The sequence below is a fragment of the Nocardia uniformis NBRC 13702 genome, assembly GCF_001613345.1.
Classification (GTDB): domain Bacteria; phylum Actinomycetota; class Actinomycetes; order Mycobacteriales; family Mycobacteriaceae; genus Nocardia; species Nocardia uniformis.
This window is the reverse complement of sequence record NZ_BDCE01000050.1, coordinates 23,452-47,192: the sequence shown is the minus strand read 5'-3', so window position 1 is coordinate 47,192 and position 23,741 is coordinate 23,452. Positions and strand designations below refer to the sequence as shown.

The 23,741-nt window shown below is 66.2% G+C and carries 26 protein-coding genes; 8 read left to right on the top strand and 18 right to left on the bottom strand.

Annotated features, from left to right (window positions below; translation table 11 throughout):
• Positions 1-189 precede the first annotated feature (189 nt).
• Positions 190-534 carry a hypothetical protein gene (locus NU1_RS17520; RefSeq protein WP_067522733.1) on the top strand — a complete coding sequence of 115 codons (345 nt, stop codon included), beginning with the start codon at positions 190-192 and terminating at the stop codon, positions 532-534.
• 61 nt (positions 535-595) lie between these two features.
• On the opposite strand, the gene NU1_RS17515 is transcribed toward NU1_RS17520, so the two are convergent.
• From NU1_RS17515 to NU1_RS17465, 11 genes are all read right to left on the bottom strand, one after another.
• Entirely contained in the window at positions 596-2,020 is a 1,425-nt protein-coding gene (locus tag NU1_RS17515; RefSeq protein WP_067522731.1) for an FAD-dependent monooxygenase, read from the bottom strand.
• A 32-nt stretch (positions 2,021-2,052) separates the two neighbouring features.
• Entirely contained in the window at positions 2,053-2,709 is a 657-nt protein-coding gene (locus NU1_RS17510) for a response regulator (RefSeq protein ID WP_067522730.1), read from the bottom strand.
• Entirely contained in the window at positions 2,706-3,848 is a 1,143-nt protein-coding gene (locus NU1_RS17505) for a sensor histidine kinase (protein ID WP_067522728.1), read from the bottom strand. Before NU1_RS17505 ends, NU1_RS17510 begins: the two co-directional genes overlap by 4 nt.
• A complete protein-coding gene (locus tag NU1_RS17500; RefSeq protein WP_067522727.1) occupies positions 3,845-4,624 on the bottom strand; it encodes an ABC transporter permease in 780 nt (259 codons plus the stop codon). The genes NU1_RS17505 and NU1_RS17500 overlap by 4 nt, the downstream gene beginning before the upstream one ends.
• Complete coding sequence (locus NU1_RS17495) at positions 4,621-5,547, bottom strand: ABC transporter ATP-binding protein (protein WP_067522725.1); 927 nt, start codon at positions 5,545-5,547, stop codon at positions 4,621-4,623. The genes NU1_RS17500 and NU1_RS17495 overlap by 4 nt, the downstream gene beginning before the upstream one ends.
• A 105-nt stretch (positions 5,548-5,652) precedes the next feature.
• Positions 5,653-6,162: a DinB family protein gene (locus NU1_RS17490; RefSeq protein ID WP_067522724.1), complete on the bottom strand. Its 510-nt coding sequence runs from the start codon at positions 6,160-6,162 to the stop codon at positions 5,653-5,655.
• Positions 6,163-6,565: 403 nt separating this feature from the next.
• Positions 6,566-7,117 (bottom strand): MarR family winged helix-turn-helix transcriptional regulator, encoded by a 552-nt coding sequence (locus NU1_RS17485; RefSeq protein ID WP_067522722.1) that lies wholly within the window; start codon positions 7,115-7,117, stop codon positions 6,566-6,568.
• Positions 7,118-7,158: 41 nt separating this feature from the next.
• Positions 7,159-7,728 carry an NADPH-dependent FMN reductase gene (locus tag NU1_RS17480; RefSeq protein WP_067522720.1) on the bottom strand — a complete coding sequence of 190 codons (570 nt, stop codon included), beginning with the start codon at positions 7,726-7,728 and terminating at the stop codon, positions 7,159-7,161.
• On the bottom strand, positions 7,725-8,633 hold the full coding sequence (locus NU1_RS17475; RefSeq protein WP_067522719.1) for an EamA family transporter: 909 nt from the start codon (positions 8,631-8,633) through the stop codon (positions 7,725-7,727). Before NU1_RS17475 ends, NU1_RS17480 begins: the two co-directional genes overlap by 4 nt.
• A gap of 276 nt (positions 8,634-8,909) precedes the next feature.
• Positions 8,910-10,226, bottom strand: a complete 1,317-nt coding sequence (locus NU1_RS17470; protein ID WP_067522717.1) for an MFS transporter — start codon at positions 10,224-10,226, stop codon at positions 8,910-8,912.
• Positions 10,223-11,593: an MBL fold metallo-hydrolase gene (locus tag NU1_RS17465; protein ID WP_067522716.1), complete on the bottom strand. Its 1,371-nt coding sequence runs from the start codon at positions 11,591-11,593 to the stop codon at positions 10,223-10,225. Before NU1_RS17465 ends, NU1_RS17470 begins: the two co-directional genes overlap by 4 nt.
• Before the next feature lie 149 nt (positions 11,594-11,742).
• Between NU1_RS17465 and NU1_RS17460 the strand changes: the two genes are divergently transcribed.
• Entirely contained in the window at positions 11,743-12,417 is a 675-nt protein-coding gene (locus NU1_RS17460) for an ArsR/SmtB family transcription factor (protein ID WP_067522713.1), read from the top strand.
• A gap of 373 nt (positions 12,418-12,790) precedes the next feature.
• On the opposite strand, the gene NU1_RS17450 is transcribed toward NU1_RS17460, so the two are convergent.
• Positions 12,791-13,366: a hypothetical protein gene (locus NU1_RS17450; RefSeq protein ID WP_245720174.1), complete on the bottom strand. Its 576-nt coding sequence runs from the start codon at positions 13,364-13,366 to the stop codon at positions 12,791-12,793.
• Positions 13,367-13,487: 121 nt separating this feature from the next.
• Here NU1_RS17450 and NU1_RS17445 point away from each other — a divergent pair, with 121 nt between their 5' ends.
• The 5 genes from NU1_RS17445 (at position 13,488) to NU1_RS17425 (ending at position 18,108) form a co-directional block, all read left to right on the top strand.
• Positions 13,488-14,219, top strand: coding sequence for a Crp/Fnr family transcriptional regulator (locus NU1_RS17445; RefSeq protein ID WP_067522710.1), 732 nt, complete (start codon positions 13,488-13,490; stop codon positions 14,217-14,219).
• An 88-nt stretch (positions 14,220-14,307) separates the two neighbouring features.
• Positions 14,308-14,730, top strand: coding sequence for a hypothetical protein (locus NU1_RS17440; RefSeq protein WP_067522708.1), 423 nt, complete (start codon positions 14,308-14,310; stop codon positions 14,728-14,730).
• A 95-nt stretch (positions 14,731-14,825) separates the two neighbouring features.
• Positions 14,826-15,908 carry a sulfite exporter TauE/SafE family protein gene (locus NU1_RS17435; protein WP_067522706.1) on the top strand — a complete coding sequence of 361 codons (1,083 nt, stop codon included), beginning with the start codon at positions 14,826-14,828 and terminating at the stop codon, positions 15,906-15,908.
• Positions 15,909-15,925: 17 nt separating this feature from the next.
• On the top strand, positions 15,926-16,147 hold the full coding sequence (locus NU1_RS17430) for a heavy-metal-associated domain-containing protein (protein WP_067522705.1): 222 nt from the start codon (positions 15,926-15,928) through the stop codon (positions 16,145-16,147).
• Between the two features lie 512 nt (positions 16,148-16,659).
• Positions 16,660-18,108, top strand: coding sequence for an AAA family ATPase (locus tag NU1_RS17425; RefSeq protein WP_212761465.1), 1,449 nt, complete (start codon positions 16,660-16,662; stop codon positions 18,106-18,108).
• Positions 18,109-18,316: 208 nt separating this feature from the next.
• Here the strand turns inward: NU1_RS17425 and merT are convergent, their stop codons facing one another.
• Entirely contained in the window at positions 18,317-18,463 is a 147-nt protein-coding gene (gene merT, locus NU1_RS41520; RefSeq protein ID WP_157552436.1) for a mercuric ion transporter MerT, read from the bottom strand.
• Positions 18,460-18,849 carry an ArsR/SmtB family transcription factor gene (locus tag NU1_RS17415; protein ID WP_067522703.1) on the bottom strand — a complete coding sequence of 130 codons (390 nt, stop codon included), beginning with the start codon at positions 18,847-18,849 and terminating at the stop codon, positions 18,460-18,462. The genes merT and NU1_RS17415 overlap by 4 nt, the downstream gene beginning before the upstream one ends.
• Before the next feature lie 115 nt (positions 18,850-18,964).
• Here NU1_RS17415 and merA point away from each other — a divergent pair, with 115 nt between their 5' ends.
• Positions 18,965-20,404, top strand: a complete 1,440-nt coding sequence (merA, locus tag NU1_RS17410; protein ID WP_067522702.1) for a mercury(II) reductase — start codon at positions 18,965-18,967, stop codon at positions 20,402-20,404.
• Positions 20,405-20,485: 81 nt separating this feature from the next.
• Here merA and NU1_RS17405 read toward each other — a convergent pair whose 3' ends face one another.
• From NU1_RS17405 to NU1_RS17390, 4 genes are all read right to left on the bottom strand, one after another.
• A complete protein-coding gene (locus NU1_RS17405) occupies positions 20,486-21,034 on the bottom strand; it encodes a hypothetical protein (protein WP_157552434.1) in 549 nt (182 codons plus the stop codon).
• Positions 21,031-22,653, bottom strand: a complete 1,623-nt coding sequence (locus NU1_RS17400; RefSeq protein WP_245720173.1) for a multicopper oxidase family protein — start codon at positions 22,651-22,653, stop codon at positions 21,031-21,033. Before NU1_RS17400 ends, NU1_RS17405 begins: the two co-directional genes overlap by 4 nt.
• A gap of 167 nt (positions 22,654-22,820) precedes the next feature.
• On the bottom strand, positions 22,821-23,207 hold the full coding sequence (locus NU1_RS17395) for a hypothetical protein (RefSeq protein WP_067522698.1): 387 nt from the start codon (positions 23,205-23,207) through the stop codon (positions 22,821-22,823).
• On the bottom strand, positions 23,204-23,584 hold the full coding sequence (locus tag NU1_RS17390) for a DUF427 domain-containing protein (RefSeq protein WP_503826549.1): 381 nt from the start codon (positions 23,582-23,584) through the stop codon (positions 23,204-23,206). The genes NU1_RS17395 and NU1_RS17390 overlap by 4 nt, the downstream gene beginning before the upstream one ends.
• Between the last annotated feature and the right edge of the window lie 157 nt (positions 23,585-23,741).

The window sequence follows — 23,741 nt, the reverse complement described above, 5'->3', positions numbered from 1 at the left end:
GCCTCGAACTGGCGTTTTGGCGTCTCGATTCGAGGGGTGCCGCGCACCGTGTAACGCTGAGGCGTTGATATGTGACGTAGGTCACGTAAGGGTGGTTGGCCGCGGAGTGCGGAGTGCCACCGAACTTCGAATAGCGCGTGGGCCTATCAGAGTCGGGGGCGTCGTGCCCCACGCTGGTGGGAGGTTGTGATGGGGTCGATCGTCAAGAAGATGTTGGTGAGTGCGTCGGCGGCAACATTGCTCGGCGCGGGGGTGGTGATGGGTGCCGCGCCGGTTCAGGCGCAGCCGTGGCAGCCGTGGCATCCGGGATGCGCGGCACATCCGGTCAATAACAGCGCGGCGTTCTCGACGTGTCATTGGCCGGTGCGGCACCAGGTGAAGATCGAGTGCCGACACTGGTGGGGCTGGTTCGGCAGTAGTTGGGCCACCTATGAACGCCGTGGTCCGGTCGCGTGGAACGGTCAGCATTCCTGGGCGCACTGCGATACTCCGGGCACGCTGCAGCGGTGGGAGGTCGTGACCTTCTGGTGGTGACAACACCGGCCGCCGGTGCCCGGTCGCGGCACCGGCGGACATGCGGCAACTGACCTAGCATCTATCCGGTACTCATAGTGCCCACGTATCCGTCCGGTCGAACGAGGATGCGGGTACCGGGTTGGGCGTCGTAGGACTCGAAAGCGGTTTCGGCCGAGTCGATTACATACCGATCGTGGTCGGTTCGGGTGTGGGTGCGGCGCAGAATCGACCACGCGCTGATCCCGGGTGTGAGGTCGGTGGGGGCGGGGGAGTCGAAGCACAGCAGGGTGGCGTGTGGACCGCGAAACAGATCGAAGAGGCGGATCTGGTGGCCGGAGGAGTCGAGGAGCGGGGCGTCGGGGGCTCGGTCGCCGGTGACCACACGACCGGCCGCGGAGGGGGCCCGGTAGGTGATGTCGAGTTGGTGGGTGTCCTCGCCGCGGTGGTGTGCGTTCTCGTCGCCGTCGGTGTGACGGCGCAGTAGTTCGGTGCTGAGGCCGAGTACGCGGGCGGCGACCGGGCGTCGTTCGGATTCGTAGCTCGCCAGCAGGTCCGGCGATCCGTCGCTGAGTTTCCAGCCGAGGTTGTAGGCGTCTTGGATGCCGGTATTGAGCCCTTGTCCACCGGCGGGCGGGTGTACGTGGGCGGCGTCGCCCGCGAGGAATACCCGTCTGTCGCGGTAGCGGTGGGCGAGGCGCACATTGGGCCGCCACACTGTGCACCAGCGCAGGTCGTCGAGTCGGATATCGGTTCGGTCCGAATAGGTTTCGAGACAGTGCTGCAAGACGCGCAGGGTCGGTTCGGTCGTGGACCGCGCGGGCATACCGAATTGGAAGAAGCGGTCACCGGGCAGCGGTGAGAGGACAATGCCTTCGCGGGGATTGTCGGCGGCCCCGAACCAGTAGCCGTAATCGTGGTCGAGCGCGTCGGCGCGAACATCGCCGAGGACCATGCGGATCGACTCATCGGTGCTGCCCTCGAACCCGATGCCCGACAACTTGCGGACCGTGCTCGCCGCACCGTCGGCACCGACGAGATAGTCCGCGCGCACGGTTTCGGAGCCGCCCTCTCGATGCAGTGTCGCGGTGACGCCGTCCGCGCCCTGGTCGAATCCGACCAGCTCGGTGTCGAGCTCGACCTGAACACCGAACTCCGCCGAGCGATTACGGAGGATCGCCTCGGTCTGTGACTGGCCGAGCACCCACGGATTCGGGTATGGCACAGCGGGAGTGGGATCTCGGGGCTCGCTCATGCGAAGTTCGCGAACCTGTTCGCCGCCCTGGAACATCCGGATAACCGGTTGCGGTGCGCCCTGGTCGAGTACGTCGGCGATCACTCCCAAATCATCGAAAACCTCGAGGGTGCGTGGCTGGATCCCGTCGCCACGGGACCCGTCGAAGAAGCGGGCGGTTTTGTCGATGATGCGGACGTCGAGCCCCCGGCGGGCAAGGTCGATGGCCAGCGTCAAGCCGGTGGGACCGGCTCCGACGATCAGTGTGTGCATGGTTGTTCTCCTGTGCTGAGGGCTCGTCGCGGTCAACCCGGTGTGGCCAAGCCTGTTTCATAGGCGAAGATCGCCGCCTGGGTGCGGTCGCGCAGGTGCAGCTTCGCCAGGATGCGTCCGACGTGGGTTTTGACGGTTTCCTCGGCGATGACGAGGCTGTCCGCGATCTCGGCATTGGACAGCCCGCGCGCGATGAGCTCGAGTACCTGGGTTTCGCGTTCGGTGAGTTGACGCAATGCCGCGTGGTCCGGGCGCGCACGGGCGCCGAGGCGGGCGAATTCGTCCAGCAGCCGCCGCGTCACCGAGGGCGCGAGCAGTGCGTCACCGCGCGCGACGGTGCGGATGCCCTCGGCAAGCGCCTGCGCCGGTGTGTCCTTGAGCAGGAATCCGCTGGCACCGGCGCGAAGGGCGCGGAAGACGTACTCGTCCAGATCGTAGGTGGTCAAGACGATCACCCTGGTCGGTGCGCCGGAGGCGACAATGCGTGCGGTCGCTTCCAGCCCATCGATCCCGGGCATCCGAATATCCATCAGCACCACATCGGGATGCAGTGTGGCGGTGAGGTTCTCCGCTGCGGCGCCGTCGGCGGCCGCGGCGACCACCTCGATGCCGGGTTGCGCTCGCAGGAGCACGGTCAGGCCGTCGCGCACCAGGGCCTGGTCGTCGGCAATCAGCACTCGAATGGTCATGGCGTCGTCCGTTCGTCGAGCGGCAGGACGGCTGTGACGCGGTAGCCGCCCTCCGGTGTCGGTCCCGCCTCGAAACCACCGCCCAGCATGGCAACCCGCTCACGCATGCCGATCAGGCCGTGACCGTTGCCGGATGCCATAGCTGCCGCGGATCCGGGTTCGTTGCGGACATCGATCATGAGATCGGTAGCACGGTAGGAAAATTCGATGGCGATGGCTGCTCCTGGTGCGTGGCGTAGCGCGTTGCTCAGCGCTTCCTGGACGATGCGGTACGCGGAGACCGCCACGCCTGCGGAGAGTTCCGGTGCCGTGCCGTGTCGACTGACCGTGACCTCGCGACCAGCGTTGCGCACCCCGTCGACGAGTTCGGTGAGATCGTCGATATGCGGCTGCGGTTGGGTCGGGACATCCAGATCGGCGCGCAGCACCCCCAGTATTCGGCGCATCTCGTCGAGTGCCGCCGCCGCGCTGCCGCGGATCGCGCTGAGGCTGGCGAGCAGATCGGGTGGTGGATCGGCGACGCGATACCGGGCGGCTTCGGCCTGGATGGCGACCACCGACATATGGTGCGCCACCACATCATGCAACTCGCGGGCGATGCGCGTACGTTCCTCGAGCAGCGCGTTGCGCTCTCGCTGACGGATCGACTCCCGGCTTTGGGCGAGGGCGTCACGGCGTGCCTCGAACAGTGCCCGCAACGCTGCCCCGGCAACCAGAACGAGGCCGGTGAGGACGGCTGATTCGACCACCTCGGCGGGCCGACTCTGCGGCATCATCAACGCGACAACGACACTCAGCGAGGCCGTGGCCACCCACACCACGGTCGCCGACCGCCACGACACCCGCAGCGCGACGAGCGCCAGCACCACCAGGTAGCTGTTGAACATCGCGTCGACCCACAGCGAGTCGTGCACGGCGGCCGAGGCATATGTCACCCCTGCCAGGCTGACCGCCCAGCCGAGCAGCGGAACCCGCAGCTGCGCCATGATGGCGAGCGCTTGGATCAGCGCCAGTGCCGGCGACAGGCGAGGTCCGAGGTCGGTGTCCGACAGCAGCGTGTGATCGACCACGGCGAACATGAACGCGGCCACCGCCAGCAGTACGGGTATTCGCCACTGTTCGGCGAGGCGGAGGTTCACAGGTCGGCGCGATCGATGATTCGGTGCGCCATCGCGAGGGCGCTGAGGGTGCAGGCGATTACGATGGCCAATCGTGGCCAGCCGCCCAGTGACCCGATGAGTTCGGTTGCCCCGTCCGTACTTTGCGACAGTTTGGCCACTACGGCACTGGGCGCGGCGACGGTAACCCACCTGTGCAGGTCGCCGAAGGCTGTTGCCGAGGACAGTTGCGGCAGCACCACATGGGCGGTGACGGCGCCGACCGCGCCCACCGAGCTGCGCAGGGCCACCCCGGTGGCCAGACCGAGCAACGCCGTCGCGGGGAAACAGACGTAGATGCCCAGTAGCCCTGGAAGCGGTTCACCACCTGCGTATTTCGTGGAATCTATAGTGGCGACACCGACCGCGTACGCCGCCGTGATACTGACCAAGCCGACCACCGCGGCGACCGATCCGACCACGATGACTTTGGCGCCCAAGATGATTCCGCGTTGCGGTGTGGCCGATAGGGTGGGCCGGATTGTCCCGGAGGAGAACTCGGTCGTGATCACCAGGGCGCCCCAGGCCGCGACCACGGCGAGTGCCAGCGTGGCCCCGGTCAACGCGCCGCCGAGCACGGTATCGCCCGTCTCCATGCTGCCGGTCAGCCCGACGAATATCGCCGTCACCGGCCCGAGCGCCGCCGCCAGCAGCGGTAGCAGCCACAGCGACCGCGCCGAACGCACCTTGATCACCTCGGCGCGAACCTGATCGCGCACATACGCCCACGATGTCGAAGAATCCACCAATGTCGTCATGCGGCAGTACCTTTCACTTCGTCGGCCGCTCGGGGTCGGTGACCGAACCGTTGATGTTCGGTAACGAGGCGGGTGAATACGTCTTCCACCGACGCGTGCACCGGCGTCAACTCGTCGAGCACGATCCCGTGCGTCATCGCCAGCCTGCCGATCTCGCGCGACGCGATGCCGCGTACCGTGCCGGTGTCACCGCGGATCTCGATACGCGCGCCGAGGACGGCGGCGAAAGAGCTCAGTTCGGCGCTGCGCACCAGGACCACCGGATCGGTTCGGCGTTCGACGAATTCGACGATCGGCTCGTCCGCGAGCAACCGTCCCGCGCCGATGACGATCAGATGATCGGCCACCAGCTGTGTTTCGCTCATCAGATGGCTGGAGAGCAGAACCGTGCGACCCTCATCGGCCATTGCCCGCAGCATTCCGCGAATCCAGCGGATCCCCTCGGTATCCAAGCCGTTGACCGGCTCGTCCAATACCAGAATCGCGGGATCGCCCAGCAGGGCCGCCGCTATGCCGAGCCGTTGCAGCATGCCCAGCGAGAACCCCCGGACCCGCTTTCCCGCCACGCTGGTGAGCCCGACCAGATCGAGCACTTCATCGACGCGACGCCGCGGAATGCGATTGCTCGCCGCGAGGATCTCCAGATGCGCGGCGGCGGTCCGCGAACGCATGACGTCCCCGGCATCCAGCAACGCACCCACGGTATGCAGCGGCCGCACCAGGTCACGGTATCGCCGCCCGGTCACGGTGACCGCACCACGCGTCGGACTGTCCAGGCCGAGGATCAACCGCATGGTTGTCGACTTCCCCGAGCCGTTCGGCCCGAGGAATCCGGTAACCCGCCCGGGTTCGACAGTGAACGTCAGATCTTCGACCGCGCATGTCCGGCCGTAATACTTGGTCAAGCCCCGTGCTTCGATCACACTACGACGGTAGGCACGGGTACCGGTGCACGCATCACGCTGCGGAGTGGTCTTCCGGTGTAGCTCTCGAGGGTGAGATCCACTGCGATTCGGCTCGCCCTGATCTCATTGCTCGGGGTTCGGCTGTCGCAGTGCGGGATTGTCGATCTGTTCGCGGAGGATGTCGCCGTGACCGGCGTGCCTGGCGAACTCCTGGATCATGGCGAGCAGTGTCCAGCGCATGCTGACCTTTCCTTCACGGGGATTGTCCAGGGTGTCGTCGAGGTCGAAGCGGGACGCGATTTCGCGTGATCGCGCGCTCGCCCGCTCGAATTCGGCGATGACCGCTGCCAGCGACTCGTCGTCGGCGACGGCGAAGGTGCCCTCGTCGCGGCGCGAGTATCCGTCGCATTCGGATTCGTCGAGTCCCGCCCAGAACCGTTGGAACCAAATACGTTCCGCGGCGGCGGCATGCTTGATCAATGCGATCGGTGTCGTCAGCGACGCGACGAGTCGTCGGCGCGCATCGGCTTCGGACAGGCCGCGCACGGTCTCGATGAGGGCCACGCGGTTGAGGTCGAGCATGTTCTCGAGGATCGCCCGCTCGGTGCCGGTGGTAATTACGTTGGTACTCATGGGTTCACTCCATTCCGTGGGTGTGGTCGAGGCCCGGCCGGTAGGTAGCGGTCGGGCTGAACGAGGCAAGCGGCAGTGCGACCGGTCTCGGGAGAGGGAGAAGTCCGGCGTCAGGAAACGACCGGGAAGGGGGATATTCGATTCACTCGTCGCGGATTGCGCACGGAGTGAGGTGAGGCGGGCCGGTGTCAACACCGCTGCCCAGGCATGCCCGGAGGCACTGCCGCCTGGGGCCAGCATATCGCAGCGTCCCGGTACGGGCTGTCTGTGGTCGAAATAGGTTGGTGTACAGCCTTATTCGAATGCTGGGCGCTGGTCGCCGCAACGATCGTTCGGAGCTACCGTGACGGGAGGAGTCATGTCGCCCACGACCACCTGTTCCGTGCGGTCGGCCGCGGATACTTCAGTTCGGCGTTGCCGCTTCGGCGCTGGCCGCCGAGGTCGCCCGGTCGCGGTCGAGGTGGTCGTCGAAATGTTCCAGGAGGCGGCGGAGCTCACCGGTGAACCGGCGGTAGTCCGCGGGGGTGTAGTCGGGGAGTAGGCGTGCTTCGTTGGCCAAGTGGAGGCGGAAGACGCGGTCGACCAACTCCATCCCGTGCGGGGTGAGGCGGACGCGGACCGAGCGGCGGTCGTCGGGGTCGCGGAGGCGTTCGACGAGGTTCTTGGCTTCCATGCGGTCGATCCGGTTGGTGACCGTGCTCGAGGTGATCATGGCCGCTTCGAGCAGTGCGCCGGGGGTGAGCTCGTACGGCGGTCCGGAGCGGCGAAGCGTGGTGAGGACGTCGAACTCCCAGACCTCGAGTCCGTGCTCGGCGTAGAGGTCCTTCAGAGCGCGGTCGAGAATGCGCGAAAGTCGCTGGATACGCCCAACAATCGCCACCGGCCACAGGTCGTCGGCCAGTTCGGGCACCTCGTGGCGCCACAGATCCATGATCACATCGACGCTGTCGGTCATTCCCACTCCTTATCTCGACGTCGAGATTACCTCGAGGGCCGCTACAGTCCGCGTTTGATTCGCCGAGCCAGTTCGGCCAGCAGATCCACGAGCAAGGACTGCGTGAACGGATCGGTCAAAGTGCCTGTGCCGTCGAATCGTTCGTGTGCACGGAATACCATGACCTCCGGCTTCGTGAGGACATCGGCGCCGACGGCCGCCAGGATCTGCCGCAGCGCGAGCTGGGCCCGTACCGTCCCGAGCGCCCCGGGCGACGCGCCGGCCACCACCATCGGCTTGCCGCTCATTCCGGCCCCGTCGGGCATGCGGCTCATCCAGTCGATCGCATTCTTCAATGCCGCCGGGATCGACGCATTGTGTTCCGGTGTCGCGATGAGCAGGGCGTCCGACCACAGGATCTGCTGGTGCAGGTCGTGCACGGCGGCGGGCAGCGAGCCCTGTTCCAGATCCTCGTTGTACAGCGGCAGATCGCCGAGACCGGAGTGGAACCGGAGGGACATCGAGCTGGGCGCGAGGTCGCGGGCCGCGCGCAGCAGTGCGGTGTTGTACGAGTCCGCGCGCAGACTTCCGGAGAGGGCGAGGACGCGGTATTCGGTTGCGATGGAGGTCATTTCGAGTTCCTGTTCATGGACTGGCCGACGATGAGGGCGACGAGGGTGACGGCGAATCCGGTGAGTTGCCACGGGGTGAAGGTCTGACCGAGCAGGGTGAGTCCCGCCAGGGCCGCGACGAGCGGGTTGAGGGTCGACAGCTGCGATAGCGAGGTGGGAACGAGTCGCTGCACCCCGCGGAACCACATTGTGTAGGCGAGGGCGGTACCCACGAGCCCGACGTAGAGAAAGCCGAGCACGTTCTGGGCGGTGACCGTCGACGGCACGCCCTCGGTCACGAGGGTGAGCGGCCAGAGCATCAGTCCGGCGAAGGTGAGCTGCCATCCGGTCATCGTCAGTGGCGGAACCGGTGAGCCCCACTTCTTTCCGAGGATGATTCCCAGGCCGAGGATGGTGGTCGCACCGATCATCGCGGCGACGCCGATCGGGTCCGGCGTGGTCGCGGCGGTCATTGTCATGAGCGCGACCCCGCCCGCGGCCGTGAGGCAGGCGAGCAACATGGCGTGCGGAGTGCGGGTCCGCAAGATCAGGAACGCCAGCCCCGCGACGATGAGCGGTTGCAACGCACCGATGGCCGCGGCGAGCCCGCCGGGCAGGCGGTACGCGGCGATGAACAGCAGCGGGAAGAACGCTCCGACATTGAGGGTCGAGAGCGTGATGGCTTTGAACCACCACATTCCACGCGGCAGCGTTCGGGTGAACGCCAGGATGAGCAGTCCGGCGGGCAGTGCGCGCATCGCCGCGGCCAGCATCGGCCGATCGGGAGGTAGTAGCAGAGCTGTTGCGACATAGACGGTTCCGAACAGCGCGGGTGCGATCGCGGTGAGTGCGATGTCGTGCAGCGATGTCGTCGGTCGGGTGGATGTCTCGGATGTCCCGGATGGGCGTGTGGCGATGGTGACCAAGTGTGGTCGCCCCCTTCGGCGGTATTAATCTCGACATCGAGATAAAACCAGTCGACAGTGTCGATGTCAAGTCTCTCGATATCGAGATTAATGAAGGCGTGCGCCGTCCAGGATGGACTCCGCCCCGGATCGATCGCCCGACAACGCACCCCGGTCGTGGACCCGCAGATGAGGTCGCGGCGATCGAGAAGTTCGGCTACACAGCGACTCTCATTGGTCGTGCCGGGACGGGTGGCTGGTTCGTCACCGGCCAACCGCGGGTAGAGCTGCGCGTGGTCAGCTCGCGTCGGGGGCGAGCCGCGAGGGTGGGCGGAGGACGGGTTGCCGCGGATGGGTTTCGTACATGCGGACCGCGACCAGTAGTGCGGCGGCTGCGCTGACGGCGGCGGCCGCCCAGACCGCGGCGTGCAGCCCCATCAGGTCGGCGACGACGCCACCGAGGATCGCGCCCACGGCGTAACCGAGGTCGCGCCAGACCCGGTAGACGCCGACGGCGCGGCCGCGCCAGATCGGATGGGCGACATCGCCGATCACCGCCAGCAAGGTCGGATAGACCATCGCGGTACCGCAACCGAGCAGCACCGCGCCGACCGCCCACCCGGCGAATCCGTCGGAGGCGGCGATCACCGTGAGCGCTCCGGCCTGGATCACCATCCCGCCGGTGATCAGATGCTTGCGTCCGATCCTGTCGGAGAGGCCGCCGGTGATCAGCTGTCCGGCACCCCACACACCGGGGTACAGCGCGAACAGCAATCCGATCTGTGCGATCGACAGGTCGGCGGTCGCGAACAGCAGCGGAAACAGCCCCCACGACAGACCGAAGTTGAGGTTGTTGACCAGTCCCGCGTGGCTGGCCGAGGACAGTGCGGGTTCCTTCAGGCTGGTGTGCAGCGCGACCTGTCGGTCGGTCAACTCGGCGTGCAGGTGATCGTGCAGGCCGTCGGTGCGCGGCGTGTGGTGGGCGGCTTCCAGTCGCGCGTAATCGCGAGTCTCGCGGACGAAGCCACCCGACAGCAGTAGCGCCAGGGCGGCGTAGGCGAGGCCGAGTAGGAACGGGGCCGGGCGCAGACCATAGTGTTCGGCGAGATATCCGGCCAGTAGCGAACTGACGGCGACCGCGCCGTATCCGGCGGCCTCGTTGAGGCCCATGGCCAGTCCGCGCCGGGCGGGGCCGACGAGGTCGATCTTCATGACGACCGTGGTGGACCAGGTCAAGCCCTGGTTGATACCCAGCAGCACATTGGCCGCCACGACCCATCCCCAGTTGGGTGCGGCGATGAGCATCAGCGGTACCGGTAGTGCGAACAGCCAGCCCACCAGCAGCACCGGTTTGCGGCCGTAGCGGTCGGAGCAGGTGCCCGCGAAGTAGTTGGCAATGGCCTTGGTGATTCCGAAGGCCGCGACGTAGGTGAAGATGAACGTGTAGCCGGTGAGCCCGAATTCGCTGTCGGCGAGCAGCGGCAGCACGGTTTGCTGCTGGCCGACCATGCCGCCGACCAACGCATTGACCGCGACGAGCAGGGTGAATTGGGCCGCGTTCTCCCGGAGCCCGAGGACCGGTGCCGGTGGGCTGGAACGTTTTTCGTACCTCACTGCTCGGTCCGCAATCGCTCGCCGCGGGCGCGGGCGTAATCGGCGGGGGCACCCGCGAGCACCCGCACATCGGTCCGACCGGCGGCTTCGAGGATGCTCGCGGCACTCATCGCGCGTTCGCCGTGCCCGCACATGACCACCACCGGCCCGTCGGGCAACCCGCTCAGGTTGCGCGGGAGTGCGCCGAGTTCGATGCTGCGGGCACCTGGCACGTGACCGGCGGCGAACTCACCGTCCTGGCGGATGTCGAGCACGGTGGCCGGGGTATCGGTGGCGAGGTGCGCGGCGTCGAGCAGTGTCACCGACTTGGCGTCGACCTCGCCGGTCCAGGCGGCCATGCCGCCGCCCAGTTCCCCGGCGATGGTATCGAATCCGACTTTGGCTGCCTCCCAAGCGATATCGGTGGGGTTCTGGTCGGCGGCGCGGACGATGACCAGCGGCCGATTCGGGTCGGCGAGCCAACCCAGCCAGGTGGCGAAGACCGGGCGCAGGGTGATCGACAACGCGCCGGGGAGGTGACCGGCGGCGAATTCGGCGGCCGGGCGCGCGTCGACGACCTGGGCGTCATCTGCCAGGAGATCCTGTACTTCGCTGGTGGTCAGGGCGGTGAGCTCGAGGGTCTCGCGCAGTACGGCCGGTCCCCGGTGATTGACCTCGCCCAGGCGCAAGAAGTAGTCGGGGAAGGTCCCCAGCGAGCCCAACAGCGCTTGGACGAACGCGTCTTCGCCGTCGACCTGTAGCAATGGATTGGTAGCGCGTTCGGCGCCGATCGTGGTGACCCGGTCCCCGCTGATCGACGAGGAGCAGAACGATCCCGCCCCGTGCGTAGGCCAGACCGGAGTGTCGTCGGGCAACCGCATCAGTCGCTGTAGCGAGTGGTACTGCGCGCGCGCCAGCGGCACCGTCTGTTCCGCGCTGACCAGGTCGGTACGTCCGGCGGTGCCCACCATCAGCGAGCCGCCGGTGAATACGCCGAGCAGCCGGTCGTTTTCGTGCAGGAGATACGACAGGTGCTCGGGGGAATGGCCGGGGGTGGCCAGCGCTTGGAGCGTGAACGTGCCCAGCACGACGCGTTGCCCGTCGCTCAGTGCTGTCACGTCGAATCCGCGGGGGCCGACCTCGGGGGCCAGCACGGTCGCGCCGTCGACTTCGGCCAGTTCGCGCACCCCGGAGATGAAGTCCGCGTGCAGATGGGTCTCCACGGCGTAGGCGATGCGCAAGCCCCGTCGACGCGCTTCGGCGCGGACCTCGCGCACATCGCGTTCCGGATCGAGGACCATGGCCCGCCCGTCGCCGAGGTCCAGCAGGTAGGTCGAGTTGCCCAGTCCCTCGTCGACGACGGGAACCAGTGTGAGGTCGGATGGCATGGCGGGACTCCTGTGCGATGTGTTCCACTGCGAACCTATATTCCAATAAACCATGGAATACTGAGTGTAGGCTAGAGCAAGCCCGTCGGGCGGGCAACTGTGGTGGTGGGAGACCGATATGATGTTCTACAGATGATTGGAGGATCTGGATGGGTGGCGAAAAGACCACAGCGAAGATGGCGCTCTACGAGGCGTTCGCCGCCAGCGGCAAGGCGTTGTCGAGCGGCAAACGCCTGGAGCTATTGGATTTGCTGGCCCAAGGCGAGCGCACCGTCGAATCGTTGGCCACCGCGGCGGGACTGAACCTGACCACGGCCTCGGCGCATCTGCAGACCCTCAAGCAGGCCGGTTTCGTGGCGACCCGCCGCGAGGGCGTGCGGATCCACTACCGGCTCGCGGGCGAGGACGTGGCGCGGCTGTTCGCACTGCTGCGCCAGGTCGCCGAAACCCATCAAACCGCCGTCCCGCCCGCGCGGGCCCGCTACCTCGGGCCCGATGGCGGCCGAGAAATGACGCGCGAGGAACTGCTCACCCGGGCTGCCCGCGGCGACGTGGTCGTACTCGATGTCCGGCCGCTGCCCGAATACCGGGCCGGTCACATCCCCGGCGCGGTCTGTATTCCGGTCGAGCAGCTCACCGAGCGGATCTCGGAGCTGCCCCTCGACACCGAGATCGTGGTGTACTGCCGCGGCGAGTACTGCGTCCTGGCCTACGACGCCGTTCGCCTACTCACCGAGCATGGGCGCCGCGCCATCCGCCTGCACGACGGCATGCTCGAATGGCGGCTGGCCGAACTACCGGTCGATGCCACCGAGTCGGTCTGAGCTCCGCCGTGACCCATCCGGTTCCGCGCCGGTCGGCGGGATCGCTGTCTAGTTTTCCGAAGGCGCCGTGGCGAATTCGAGCGATCTCGGGATCGTCTGCAAGATAGTCGCTCATGCGAAAGCGCATTGCCTCGCCTTGTCGGCGGCCGGTGTCGAGATTCGCGATCGGGTGAGTGCTGACCCGTCGGACCGACAATTTCGTGTGAGTGTCAGCATGCTGACAGGTTGGTGAATGTTTCGACCGCGTTCATCGGCGACAGAGCGATACTCGATACCGGTGTGCGACAGGTCATTGCCGCCGCAGGGTTTCCGCGCCATGGCGGAACCGTCGGCAGCGATGACAGCGCGGGGGACTGCCATCGCTGCCGGACGTTCAGCTGCGAGCGGAGGGCCGGGCCGCGAGCAACAGACCCAGCGCCGCACCGTAGAGCAGATGTTCGACGAGGAAGGTGGGGTAGCCGACCATGCTCGCCATATCGCGGATGGGGTCGCCGCCCCCGAACAGAGAAGCCGCGAGGGGCAGTCCGATCCAGGCGCTCAGCGCGAAAACGATCGCGCCCCAAATGATTCCGGAGCCAATCAGCATGACGCCGCGCAAACGTGCCAGCACGGCGACGATGCCGAACATCATGCCGTATCCGGCCCCGACCATCATATGGACGATCGCGCCGACCGCGGCGGGACCGAGCGAGAAGTAGAAGGTGCTGCCCTCACCGGCCTTCATCATCGAGGTCATCATCGCTTCGGGCTCGATGAAGGTGGCGGCGATGTGATAGAGCGGTGTGAAGAAGCCGGTGTCTTGGTAGGTGGCGGCGGCGATCATGGCATACATTGCCATCACCAGCGACGCCACGATGCCGGCGAGCGCGCCCCATAGTGCGCCTACGCCGACAGACCGTGCGGACACGGTGCCCGAGAGAAATGAACTGCTGGAAGCCGACGTAGTCATGACTGAGTCCTTGGAGTGAGGCAATAGGTCCTAGCTGCGATAGAACCCTCTCTCCCGCGCAATCGCTGCGTGATTGTCAGCGTGGTGACACGATGAATAGACCAATTTCTGGAGGCGCGATATGGATCGATCAGGGCCGTTGGCGCATCTGCTGCACGCTTTCGGGGGTGAATCGGTCGGCGAGGAGCAGTTGCGTCAGGCCGCGTGGATCGCGCGCTGTGTGGGCAGGGGAGTCTCCGCGCCGCTGCGGGCCGAAGATCTGACGGCATTGGCGGACTGGCTCGAATTGCAGACGTTGCCCGCCGGGACGGTGGTGTTCAGCGCGGGCAAGCCCGCGGACGGGGTGTGGATCGTCCGGCAGGGGCGGCTCGAACTGGCGGTCGGTTCGGGGCGGCAGCGTGCGATCGTGGATATCTTGCGGCCGGGTGACGTCGACGGCGATATCGCCCTATTGCTGGATATGCCGCTGATGTACACCGCGCGGGCGTTGACCGATGCAACGTGCCTGTTTCTGTCGCGGCCCGCCTTCGAGAAGCTGCTCGCCGGGCATCCCGCGATCGCGCGGCGCTGGCTGTCGAGCATTGCCCAGCGCACGTCGGCCTCCCAGACCCGGTTGATCAGCATCTTGGGCCGACCGTTGACCGCGCAGGTCGCTCAATTGCTTCTGGATGAATCAACGGACGGGTCGGTGCAGCTGGCCCAGCGGACCCTCGCCGCGATGTTGGGCGTGCAGCGGCCATCGCTGAACAAGATCCTCAAGGAGTTCGAGCGCGACAATCTCATCGATATCGGCTATGCCGCAATAGATCTGAAGGACCCGGAGCGGCTCAGTGTCGTTGGTGGCGCACGCTGACACATTGCTGGCTCGCCGATGGGCCGTGGTGGGTACACAATCCCACCACTTACTACGCACTACGTAGTTGGTCAGTACTATCGGCGTCGTGACCGCCACCTCGCCCCCGCGCGGCGTATCCGCGCGACTGCTCGCGGTGTTGGCGGCGCTCGCGGGAATCGCGTTGGTACACGGGCTGCAGTGCGAGGACGGCATGCCGGTACCCGTGTCGATGTCGCACTCGATGACGCACTCCGTCGAGACGGTCGGGGCGGCTGACGGTCCGATGGATCACCTGGTGACCGGTGCGCTCGACGCGGTGGAGAACGTGATCGGCGCACCGATGACTCTCGGCGGACTGCTCGCCGCCTGCCTGGTCGCGATTCTCGCCTGGTGGTCGGCGTCGGCGCTGCGTATGCCGCGCCCCATCGCCGCCGTGGCCTGTCCGATTCGGGCTGGGCCCAGGCGGGCCACACGCACGGCGCTACCGCGAGCACCAACCCTCGCTCAGCTCTGCGTGCTCCGGACATAGGAGAACCCGCGGCACAACCGATCTGGCCCGCATGGCGGTCCGGTCGGTGGTTCCGCGTGCATTTCTCTGTCCACCCATGTATTCCAGGAGCTTTAGTGAATCTCCTTGCCGTCCTCACCACCGGTCTGTTCGCCGGTGGCATCTCCTGTGCCGCCGTCCAGGGCGGACTCCTCACCGGATTGATCACCCGGCAGCGCACCGCGGCGGAAACCGTCGCGGCGGGCGCAGCCCGAAAACCCGTCGCGAACCACAGTGCCGAGTCGGTGGCCTCCGGCCGATGGTCGACCCGGCTCGCGGACGATCTCACCCCCGTCAGCGGATTCCTCGCCGGAAAACTCGTGTCCCACACCCTGTTCGGCGCACTGCTCGGAGCGCTCGGCGGCGCCGCCCAGCTGTCTCTCGGGATGCGCACCTGGCTGCAGATCGGTGCCGGACTGCTGATCATCACGTTCGGACTCGCCCAGCTGGGTGTGCCCGGATTCCGTCGCATCGTGATCGAACCGCCGGTCTCCTGGACGCGGCTGGTCCGCAATCGGGCCCGCTCCCACGCCGCCCTCGCTCCCGCGCTACTGGGCCTGGCCACCATCCTCATCCCGTGCGGGGTGACCCTGTCGGTCGCCGCGCTCGCCCTCGCCTCCGGCTCACCGCTGCAGGGCGCGGCGATCATGGCGGTATTCGTCCTCGGAACCGGACCGCTGTTCGCGCTGCTCGGATACGCCGCGCGCGTCGCCGCGACCGCATGGCGCGGACGACTCGCCCTGGCCACCGGTCTGGTCGTTCTCGCCATGGGCTTCTACACCCTCAACGGCGGCCTCGAACTCGCCGGTTCCCCGCTGGCCGCCAGCCGGATCACAGCCTCGCTCGGCCCCGCGGGCCCCGCACCCGACGCCGCGGCGGCCACCGTCGTCGACGGCATACAAACGGTGACGGTCACCGCCCGCACCGGCTCCTACGGCCCCGGCGTCATCGAAGCTACCGCCGGGTTGCCGACCACGCTGATTATCAAGTCGGACAACGCATCCGGTTGTGTCCGTCACTTCGTCATCCCTGACCGGGGAATCGAGCAGATCCTGCCGGTACGGGGGGAGATCCGCGTCGATCTCGGTGTACTGGAACCGGGCCGCCTCGACTACACCTGCGGCATGGGCATGTACTCCGGCGTCATCACCATCGCCTGAAAGGATCGTGAATCGAAATGACCACCAGCACACACGAATTCCAGATCACCGGCATGCATTGCGGCAGCTGCGCACTGCTCGTCGACGACACCCTCGACGACCTCCCCGGTGTCCACAGCGCGCAGACGACGATGAAGAAGGGGCGCAGCATCGTCGAACTCGACACCGCCGCGACCACTACCGACGATGTGGTCGCGGCAATCGAAACACTGGGATACACAGCGACTCTCGTGACCTAGCGGTCCTGACTGAGCTCGAACGCGTGATGTCGACCGTCACCCCGTCATCCCGGCGTGCTTTTGGCCGGGATCCACGACCTCTCGCAGGTGGACAGGCACGCCGGAGTGACTGGGGGCGATAGCGTGCGTTCTGAGCGGGTGGCTGGAAGCACCCACGTTCCGTCACCGAACCAGCTCGTCGTTCCGGCACGCTTCTTGGCCGGGATCCACACTGCGCGGCGCTCCTTCGAGTGTGGGTTCCGGCCAAGAGCACGCCAGAGTGACGAGGGACATTACACGCACGAATTCTGACCAGGCGCTCAGATCGGGAGGCGCGCCTGGGCCGTCACCGGTCCGTCGGCAGGCCGAGTCGAACCCGCTGACGGGTGTGGTCGCTGCGATTGTGGTGTTTACCGCCCAGCGAGCGTTGGACTATCAGCCGAGGACCGCGTGCACGCCGAAGTTTATAGGTGTACAGTTCTATAAACTGTGATCCTATAGATCGTGGGGGTGTGGTGCGAAAGCCTGCGGATATGTTCGACCGTGAATACGAGTGGTCCGCTCTGACTCGCTTCGTCTCGGATGAGCAGCCTGGCGCGACGCTGGGTGTTGTCTCGGGTAGGCGTCGTCAAGGCAAGACCTTCCTGCTCGAAGCGATCTGTCAGACGGCAGGGGGGTTCTACTTCGGTGCGACGGAGGCGGCCGACGCGGAATCCCTACGGCGGATCAGTGCTGCGCTGACCACGCACGTTCGTCCGGCGAGTCCGTTTCATTTCCACGGTTGGGCCGAAGTGATCGACACATTGCTCAGCTTGGGGCGTGATCGCCCAGTTCCTGTTGTGATCGACGAGTTCCCGTATCTCGCGAAGGCGAATCCAGAGCTCCCCTCGATCATTCAGGAGGCATTGCGACCGTTGCGTGCCCAGCGCACCGACTCCAGGGCCCGGCTGGTGTTATGCGGATCTGCCCTGTCGTTCATGGGCCGAATACTGTCCGGCAGCGCCCCTCTGCGGGGTCGCGCAGGACTCGAACTATTGGTGCGGCCGCTCGATTACCGCCTCGCGGCTGAATTCTGGGGAATCACCGACCCACGTCTGGCGCTGCAAGTCAATTCGATTGTGGGAGGTACGCCGGCCTACCGGCGGGAATTCGCACGTGGTGATGTCCCCGCAGGGCCCGATGACTTCGACGACTGGGTTGTCCGCACCGTAATGAATCCGGAGACGCCACTATTCCGGGAGCCTCGGTACCTGCTGGCCGAGGAACCCGAATTGCGGGACACCGCACTGTATTTGTCCGTCCTGGCCGCTGTCGCGGACGGCAATGCGACACGTGGCGGCATCGCGAACTACTTGGAGCGCAAGGCGCCCGATATCGCGCACCCGATCAATGTCCTCGAAGATGTCGGACTCCTGTATCGCGATGCGGACATCTTCCGGGACAACAGGTCCACCTACCGCATCCTGGAGCCGTTGATCAGGTTCTATCACGCCATCATGCGTCCGGTCTGGGATCAGCTCGAGCGCCCCGGGAGCGCCCCCCGGGTGTGGCGTGCCAGCCGCCACAGGTACGTCAACAACGTGCTCGGGCCGCATTTCGAGCAGACGTGTCGGGAATGGGCGCTGCACCACTCCGATCTCGACCTGTTCGCAGAACTTCCGGCCAAGGTGGGGCACGGCGTAGTCCATGACCCCACCACTCGCAAGAGTCATGAGATCGATGTCGCTGTCGTCGGCGTCGCGGCAGGCGGAAAGCCGCCGCTGCTGGCAATCGGCGAAGCGAAGTGGAACGACGTCATGGGTGAGGGCCACATAAAACGCCTCCGGGATATTCGGGAGATAATCTCCCGCAACGGCCGGTACGACACCAGTCGAACCCGGCTGCTGTGCTTCAGCGGAGCAGGTTTCAACGAAAAGGCCTGCGCGGCGGCGGAGTCCGATGACGAAGTCATCCTCATTGACCTGCCGACATTATATATGTGAGTGATTTCAGCAGTCTCGGCGGCGTTCGTGGAGAGGCTCCTGACGGTAGGCGTTGTCATGGCAGGAAACCTCGATCGGTGGACTTGTTCGGGTCGCGACCATCGGCAGGCGCACAGCAGTCGTTCGCCTGCCCGCCGCGTCCGCCAGTGCGACGCCGCACCACGTATGCGAGCGCTCCAAGGGCGAGCAGCGCGGCGGTCACGATCAGCTACCCGCTGCTCACTGCGCCACCGAGTGCGGCAAGTCCGCCGGCGGCGATCAGCAGCGGCGTGACGCAGCACAGGACGATGAGCGCGCCGACACCCGCGATCGCGATCGGGCGACCGAGGCCCGGGGAGTTGTTGTGCGCGTTCATTGCTGGCCATTCTCGTGCTGCTGGGCCGGGGCGATGCGGGTGCAGCAGGTCAGCGCGGCGGCGTTGTCCGCGGCCAGCGACCGGGCCAGCATCACCAGATCCGTGACCCGGGGATCCCCGACCGAGTACCGCAGTTTCTTCCCGTCGCGACGAGCGGTCACATAGCCGCAATCGGTGAGGCAGGACAGATGGATCGAGACCCGGGGCTGCGAGATCCCGGCGTGGGCGCCACATTCGGCGGAGGTGCGTTCACCGGCCAGGATGAATTCCAGCAGCTTCAACCGCGTCGGATCCGACAGCGCGCGAAAGAACTTCGCTGTCGTATCCAGATGCGTACATGCCGTCTCGCCCCCAGGCTGGGTGACGGTGGTAGTAGGGCGGGGCATGTGGATCGCCTCCTTGAACTATTCGGATAAACGAATAATATGGTGACCAGAAGTATTCGTCAATGCGAATAGAAACTGGCTTCCGTGACCGGAGTTCCAGCAGGAAGGCACCGCCGTGACCACGACAGACCCTCGCGTCGATCTGGCGATTATCGGTTCCGGCTCGGCGGCGTTCGCCGCCGCGATCGCGGCGTCCAGGCTCGGTAGGCGGGTGGCGATGATCGAACGCGGCACGATCGGCGGCACGTGTGTGAACGTCGGGTGTGTGCCATCCAAAGCGCTGCTGGCCGCCGCCGAGGCCCGGCACGTCGCCGCCGCTGCCGACCGGTTCCCGGGGCTGGCCGCCGTCGACGCGCCGGTTGACTTCACCGACCTGGTCGCTGGCAAGGACGCGTTGGTCGAGCAGTTGCGGGCCGATAAGTACATCGACTTGGCCGCAGGGTATGGGTGGGAGATCGTTTCCGGCACCGGCGCTTTCACCGGCACCAGCGATGCGCCGCTGGTGCTGGTGGATCGTGGTGAGGGTGGCTCACGGGTGATCGAGGCCGAACATTATCTGATCGCGACCGGCGCGGCGCCGTGGGCGCCCCCGATCGACGGGTTGGCCGATGCCGGATATCTGACCTCGACCACCGCCATGGAGCTCGAGCAGCTACCGGAGTCGCTGATCGTGGTGGGCGGCAACGCGATCGGACTCGAACAGGCGCAGCTGTTCGCCCGCCTCGGCACTCGGGTCACGGTGATCGAGGCCCTGGATCGGTTGGCGCCGTTCGAGGAGCCCGAGATCGCCGAGGCCATCGAGACCGTGTTCGCCGAGGAGAACATCGCGGTACTTACCGGGGCCACCCTCGACAATGTCTTGGCCATCGACGGCGAGAAGGTCGCGAGCGTTCGTACCCGCGAGGGCGCCATCGCCGAGTTGCGTGCGGAGAACATACTGGTCGCCACCGGCCGTCGCCCGAATGCCGCTGGGCTGCACCTGGATACCGTCGGCGTCGAGATCGATGCACGTGGTGCTGTTGTGGTCGATACGCGCCAGCGCACCGGTAATCGGCGGATCTGGGCGGCCGGTGACGTGGCCGGGGGCCCACAGTTCGTGTACGTAGCGGCCGCACAGGGAACCTTGTTCGCCGACAATGCTTTTGGGACCTCCGACCGCGCCTTGGACTACACGGCGATGCCGCGCGTGACATTCACCAGCCCGGCCATTGCCGCGGTCGGGCTCACCGAGACCCAGGCCGTCGAGGCCGGGTTGCGGCCCGAATCCCGAGTGCTCGGCGGTGCGAGTGTGCCGCGGGCACTGGTCAATCGCGATACCCGCGGCGTGGTCAAGCTCGTCGCCGAAGTCGGTTCCGGCCGAGTGCTGGGCGTACACGCGGTCACCGAGAACGCGGGGGATCTGATCAGCGCCGCCGGGTACGCGATCACCGGGGGGATGACCGTCGATCAGTTGGCCACCACATGGGCCCCGTATCTGACCATGGCGGAGGCGTTGAAACTGGCCGCCCAGACCTTCACCGCTAACGTCGCCGAGCTGTCCTGCTGCGCGGGTTGATCCCATCGGGGTGCGGGGAACGATCGCGCAGACACCGGGCGCTCGAGGCCCCCGCGCCGGATTTCATAGTGCGGGTGTGAACTATCGAATGTCCGCCTGCAGGATGCCGACCAGCAGCGTGAGAACGTAGAACGGTGGTGTGTCGGAGGGGAATCCGAGAGCGTCCGGTTCGGCATCGGCGGGTTCGGGTCGAAGGCAGATCGCGGTGGCGCCGGAACCGGTGACACCGTAGTCGAATACCGACAGTGCGGAGCTCCCGCTGATACGGCCCGCGTCGGCGAGTTGATCGCTACCGAGGAATGTGGCGTGGGCGGGTGGTAGCAGGGCGGTGTTCATGCCGAAGCTGGGACTCGGGCGGCAGGTGTCGCCGCTGTTGTCGGGTGACCAGCGCACCGGATCGCTGGGGAGCTGGATTTGGATGTGGGCGCCGTCCGGCACGGTCTGCGGCATCCAGGTGCCGTTCCACCAGCTGAGGTTGTCGCGGTGCTGCTGGTTGAACACGTAGGCGTGGTCGGTGGTCAGGGGTTGTCGGCTGTCCTCGTCCGAGGGGGCGGCGCTCGCGGTTGCGATGACGAGAAGTGCTGCGGTACTGAGTATTCCGAGGGCTATCCAAGAATGCCGCATCGTCATTGCGCACCTGCCGGGCGGATGAGGATATTGCCCATCATGCCGTTGTCCTCGTGCGGGAGGATGTGGCAGTGGTAGACGGTTTTGCCGACCACGTCGGGCCGGAAGTAGGTGCGCAGGGTGAACTGTCCCTTCGGCGGCACGCGGAACACATCCCACCACACCGTCGGATCCGGAGCACCCCAGGAGGTGTCGTCGGCGGGAATGCCTTGGACATCGACGATCTGGAACGGGTTGACGTGAATGTGGAAGGGGTGCTGGAACACATCGTCGTTGACGATGGTCCACTCCTCGACGGTGCCGGCTTCCACCTCCTGGTCTATGCGGTCTAGGTCGTATTCCTGGTTGTCGATGCGGAATACGACGCCCGAGCCGGTGCGTCCGGAGATATCGCCGGAGAAGGTCAGCGTGCGCCGCCGGGCGATCGGCAGGTCCGGCATCCGTGGTGGCTCGACGAGCGTGGCGGGTATCCGGCCGCTGGTGCGGGTACCCGCCACCACCAGGGTTGCCAAGTGCACGCGGGGTCGGGGACCGCCGGGGTGGCCTTGGTCGTAGCGTTCGGCGTAGACCCGGTACCGCCCGGGTTCGCCTGCCTGGACGATGAATTCGACGCGGTTGCCCGCCGACAGCATGAGGTTCGGTACGCGTTCGGGTGCGGCGAAGGGGACGCCGTCCTGCCCGATCTGATGCAGATCGTGGCCGTCGACATGCAGCCAGAGGGCGCGATGCGGGCAGGCGTTGAGCAACCGCCAGCGCTGGGTCTCACCGGGCCGGATATCGATCTCGGGCACCAATTGCCCATTGACGGGGAACATCATGGACGACGCCACGGCGGGAATGCTGCTGAACGGTACCGGCCCGCCGATGGGAACCACGCGTGCGGTGGGAACCTCCCCGGTGTCGTCGCCGACCCACAGCTCGTTGACCACCAGCACCCGCTCGCGCATCTCGGCGATCTCGGGAACGGCGTCGACATCACCCTCGATGATCAGCGGACCGGCCAGCCCGTTCCAGGCCGCATGGCTGGTGGAGCCGTGGAAATGCGGGTGATACCAAGCCATTCCGGCGGGCTGATCATGAGGGATGTGGTACTCGTACTGGAATTGGCCGAGCGGGTCCACGCGCACGAAGACATTGTCGGCATTGCCTTCCGGCGACACCTGCAACCCGTGGGTGTGCAGGTTGGTGGCCAGCATCATCTGTGGGCCGGTGTGCCCGTGCATCATCATCTCGGCCGCCGGCGACACACAATCAGCGAGATCGTGGTCGTGGTGGTGCTGTCCCGGTTTCGAACTGCACAGCGGCGGCATGCTGTTGAGTGGAATCCCCGTCGGCCGCATCATATTTCGCAGCAGCACCCGCATGGTGTCGCCGGGCCGGACCCGCAGCACTTGACCCGGCGTCGATCCGTTGTAGGCGTCCAGGGTCAGAACCTGCCCGTCCAGGTGGACCTCATGGGCGGCCATATCGAGGCTGGTATCGAGGACGCCACCCTGGCTGGAAAGCTCCGGAAGATCGCGTAGCTTTTCCCCGCCGCCGGCCGACGCTGGACCCGACCGGGGTAGCAGCAGATTTCCTGCCGCGACCGCCGCCAACCCGGTCAACAACGCTCTGCGATTCACACTGCCTCCGATGCCGAACTGAATGCCTTGGTGGACAAAGTCATCGGGTTCCAGCGAGCGCGCACGCGCGCATGCGCCGACTGGGAGGCGCGTGTTGTCGAGGTGGCCAATTATTGCTGACACGCCGGAAAGGTCAGTTCGATGACACGGTCGGCGTCAGAACGGTCTCAGGCGAACGTTCCCAGCCAGGTGGTGACCGCATAGAGCACCACATAGGTACCCACCGCGATGCCCGCCACGGTCAGCAGTCGCCATTTCAGTTTGCGCACCCCATCGATGCTGCACTGATCGCGACGCCGCAGTGACCACCACACCAGCGCTACGAGTACGGTCAGGCCGCCGAGGCGGAACCACCACGCGTAGTTGTCGTACAGATTGTTGGCCCACGCCAATGCTGTTGCACCGCTGACGATTCCGAGTATCGCGAGTACGGTGGGGCCGACGCAGCACAGGATGCCGACCAGGCCGGAGGTAATGCCGATACGCCAGGACGGCAGCCGATCGGACACCCTCGGGCGTGGCGCCGTGCTCACCGGAGGTGGCGTGTCGTTCACGGTCGGACACCTCGCCCCGTCAGTCGCGCCAGCCATCCGGGGCGCTCACCGGCGGCTGCTGAAGTCGGCCGGGAGGTCTCGGGTTCGCCTTCGACGCGGACGTCGCCCCAGAACGCGACGTGGTTCTTGATCTTGCGCGCCAGGGGGCTCGGTTTCGGGTAATACCAGGCCGCGTCCGGGCTCACCTGATCGTCCACCGTCAGGTTGTAGTAGCTGGCCAGGCCCTTCCACGGGCACAGCGTCCGAGTCGGGCTGGCAGTGAAGTACTCCCGGCGCAATGACTCCGGCGGGAAGTAGTGATTGCCCTCGACCCGCACAGTCCTGGGCGTTTCGGCGATCACTGTCCCGTTCCATATTGCACGCATCATGCGGAGCACCTCTTCCAGTCGTCGTTTCGGCCAGTCAATCGTCTTTCGACGCGGCGCACCGCCAGATTGTCATCGCAATGACAGGATCGGAGTGAACATTGTCAGGCGAGCAACAGTTCCCATGACAGTCCGCGTCCGGATGGCTGGGGTGGAGTCATCGGAGCCG

Bases quoted from the DNA above. Each gene is read 5' to 3' on its own strand.
- NU1_RS17520 (WP_067522733.1), top strand. From the start codon at position 190: ATGGGGTCGATCGTCAAGAAGATGTTGGTGAGTGCGTCGGCGGCAACA.
- NU1_RS17515 (WP_067522731.1), bottom strand. From the start codon at position 2,020: ATGCACACACTGATCGTCGGAGCCGGTCCCACCGGCTTGACGCTGGCC.
- NU1_RS17510 (WP_067522730.1), bottom strand. From the start codon at position 2,709: ATGACCATTCGAGTGCTGATTGCCGACGACCAGGCCCTGGTGCGCGAC.
- NU1_RS17500 (WP_067522727.1), bottom strand. From the start codon at position 4,624: ATGACGACATTGGTGGATTCTTCGACATCGTGGGCGTATGTGCGCGAT.
- NU1_RS17490 (WP_067522724.1), bottom strand. From the start codon at position 6,162: ATGAGTACCAACGTAATTACCACCGGCACCGAGCGGGCGATCCTCGAG.
- NU1_RS17485 (WP_067522722.1), bottom strand. From the start codon at position 7,117: ATGACCGACAGCGTCGATGTGATCATGGATCTGTGGCGCCACGAGGTG.
- NU1_RS17480 (WP_067522720.1), bottom strand. From the start codon at position 7,728: ATGACCTCCATCGCAACCGAATACCGCGTCCTCGCCCTCTCCGGAAGT.
- NU1_RS17465 (WP_067522716.1), bottom strand. From the start codon at position 11,593: ATGCCATCCGACCTCACACTGGTTCCCGTCGTCGACGAGGGACTGGGC.
- NU1_RS17460 (WP_067522713.1), top strand. From the start codon at position 11,743: ATGGGTGGCGAAAAGACCACAGCGAAGATGGCGCTCTACGAGGCGTTC.
- NU1_RS17450 (WP_245720174.1), bottom strand. From the start codon at position 13,366: ATGACTACGTCGGCTTCCAGCAGTTCATTTCTCTCGGGCACCGTGTCC.
- NU1_RS17445 (WP_067522710.1), top strand. From the start codon at position 13,488: ATGGATCGATCAGGGCCGTTGGCGCATCTGCTGCACGCTTTCGGGGGT.
- NU1_RS17430 (WP_067522705.1), top strand. From the start codon at position 15,926: ATGACCACCAGCACACACGAATTCCAGATCACCGGCATGCATTGCGGC.
- NU1_RS17425 (WP_212761465.1), top strand. From the start codon at position 16,660: ATGTTCGACCGTGAATACGAGTGGTCCGCTCTGACTCGCTTCGTCTCG.
- merT (WP_157552436.1), bottom strand. From the start codon at position 18,463: ATGAACGCGCACAACAACTCCCCGGGCCTCGGTCGCCCGATCGCGATC.
- NU1_RS17415 (WP_067522703.1), bottom strand. From the start codon at position 18,849: ATGCCCCGCCCTACTACCACCGTCACCCAGCCTGGGGGCGAGACGGCA.
- NU1_RS17405 (WP_157552434.1), bottom strand. From the start codon at position 21,034: ATGACGATGCGGCATTCTTGGATAGCCCTCGGAATACTCAGTACCGCA.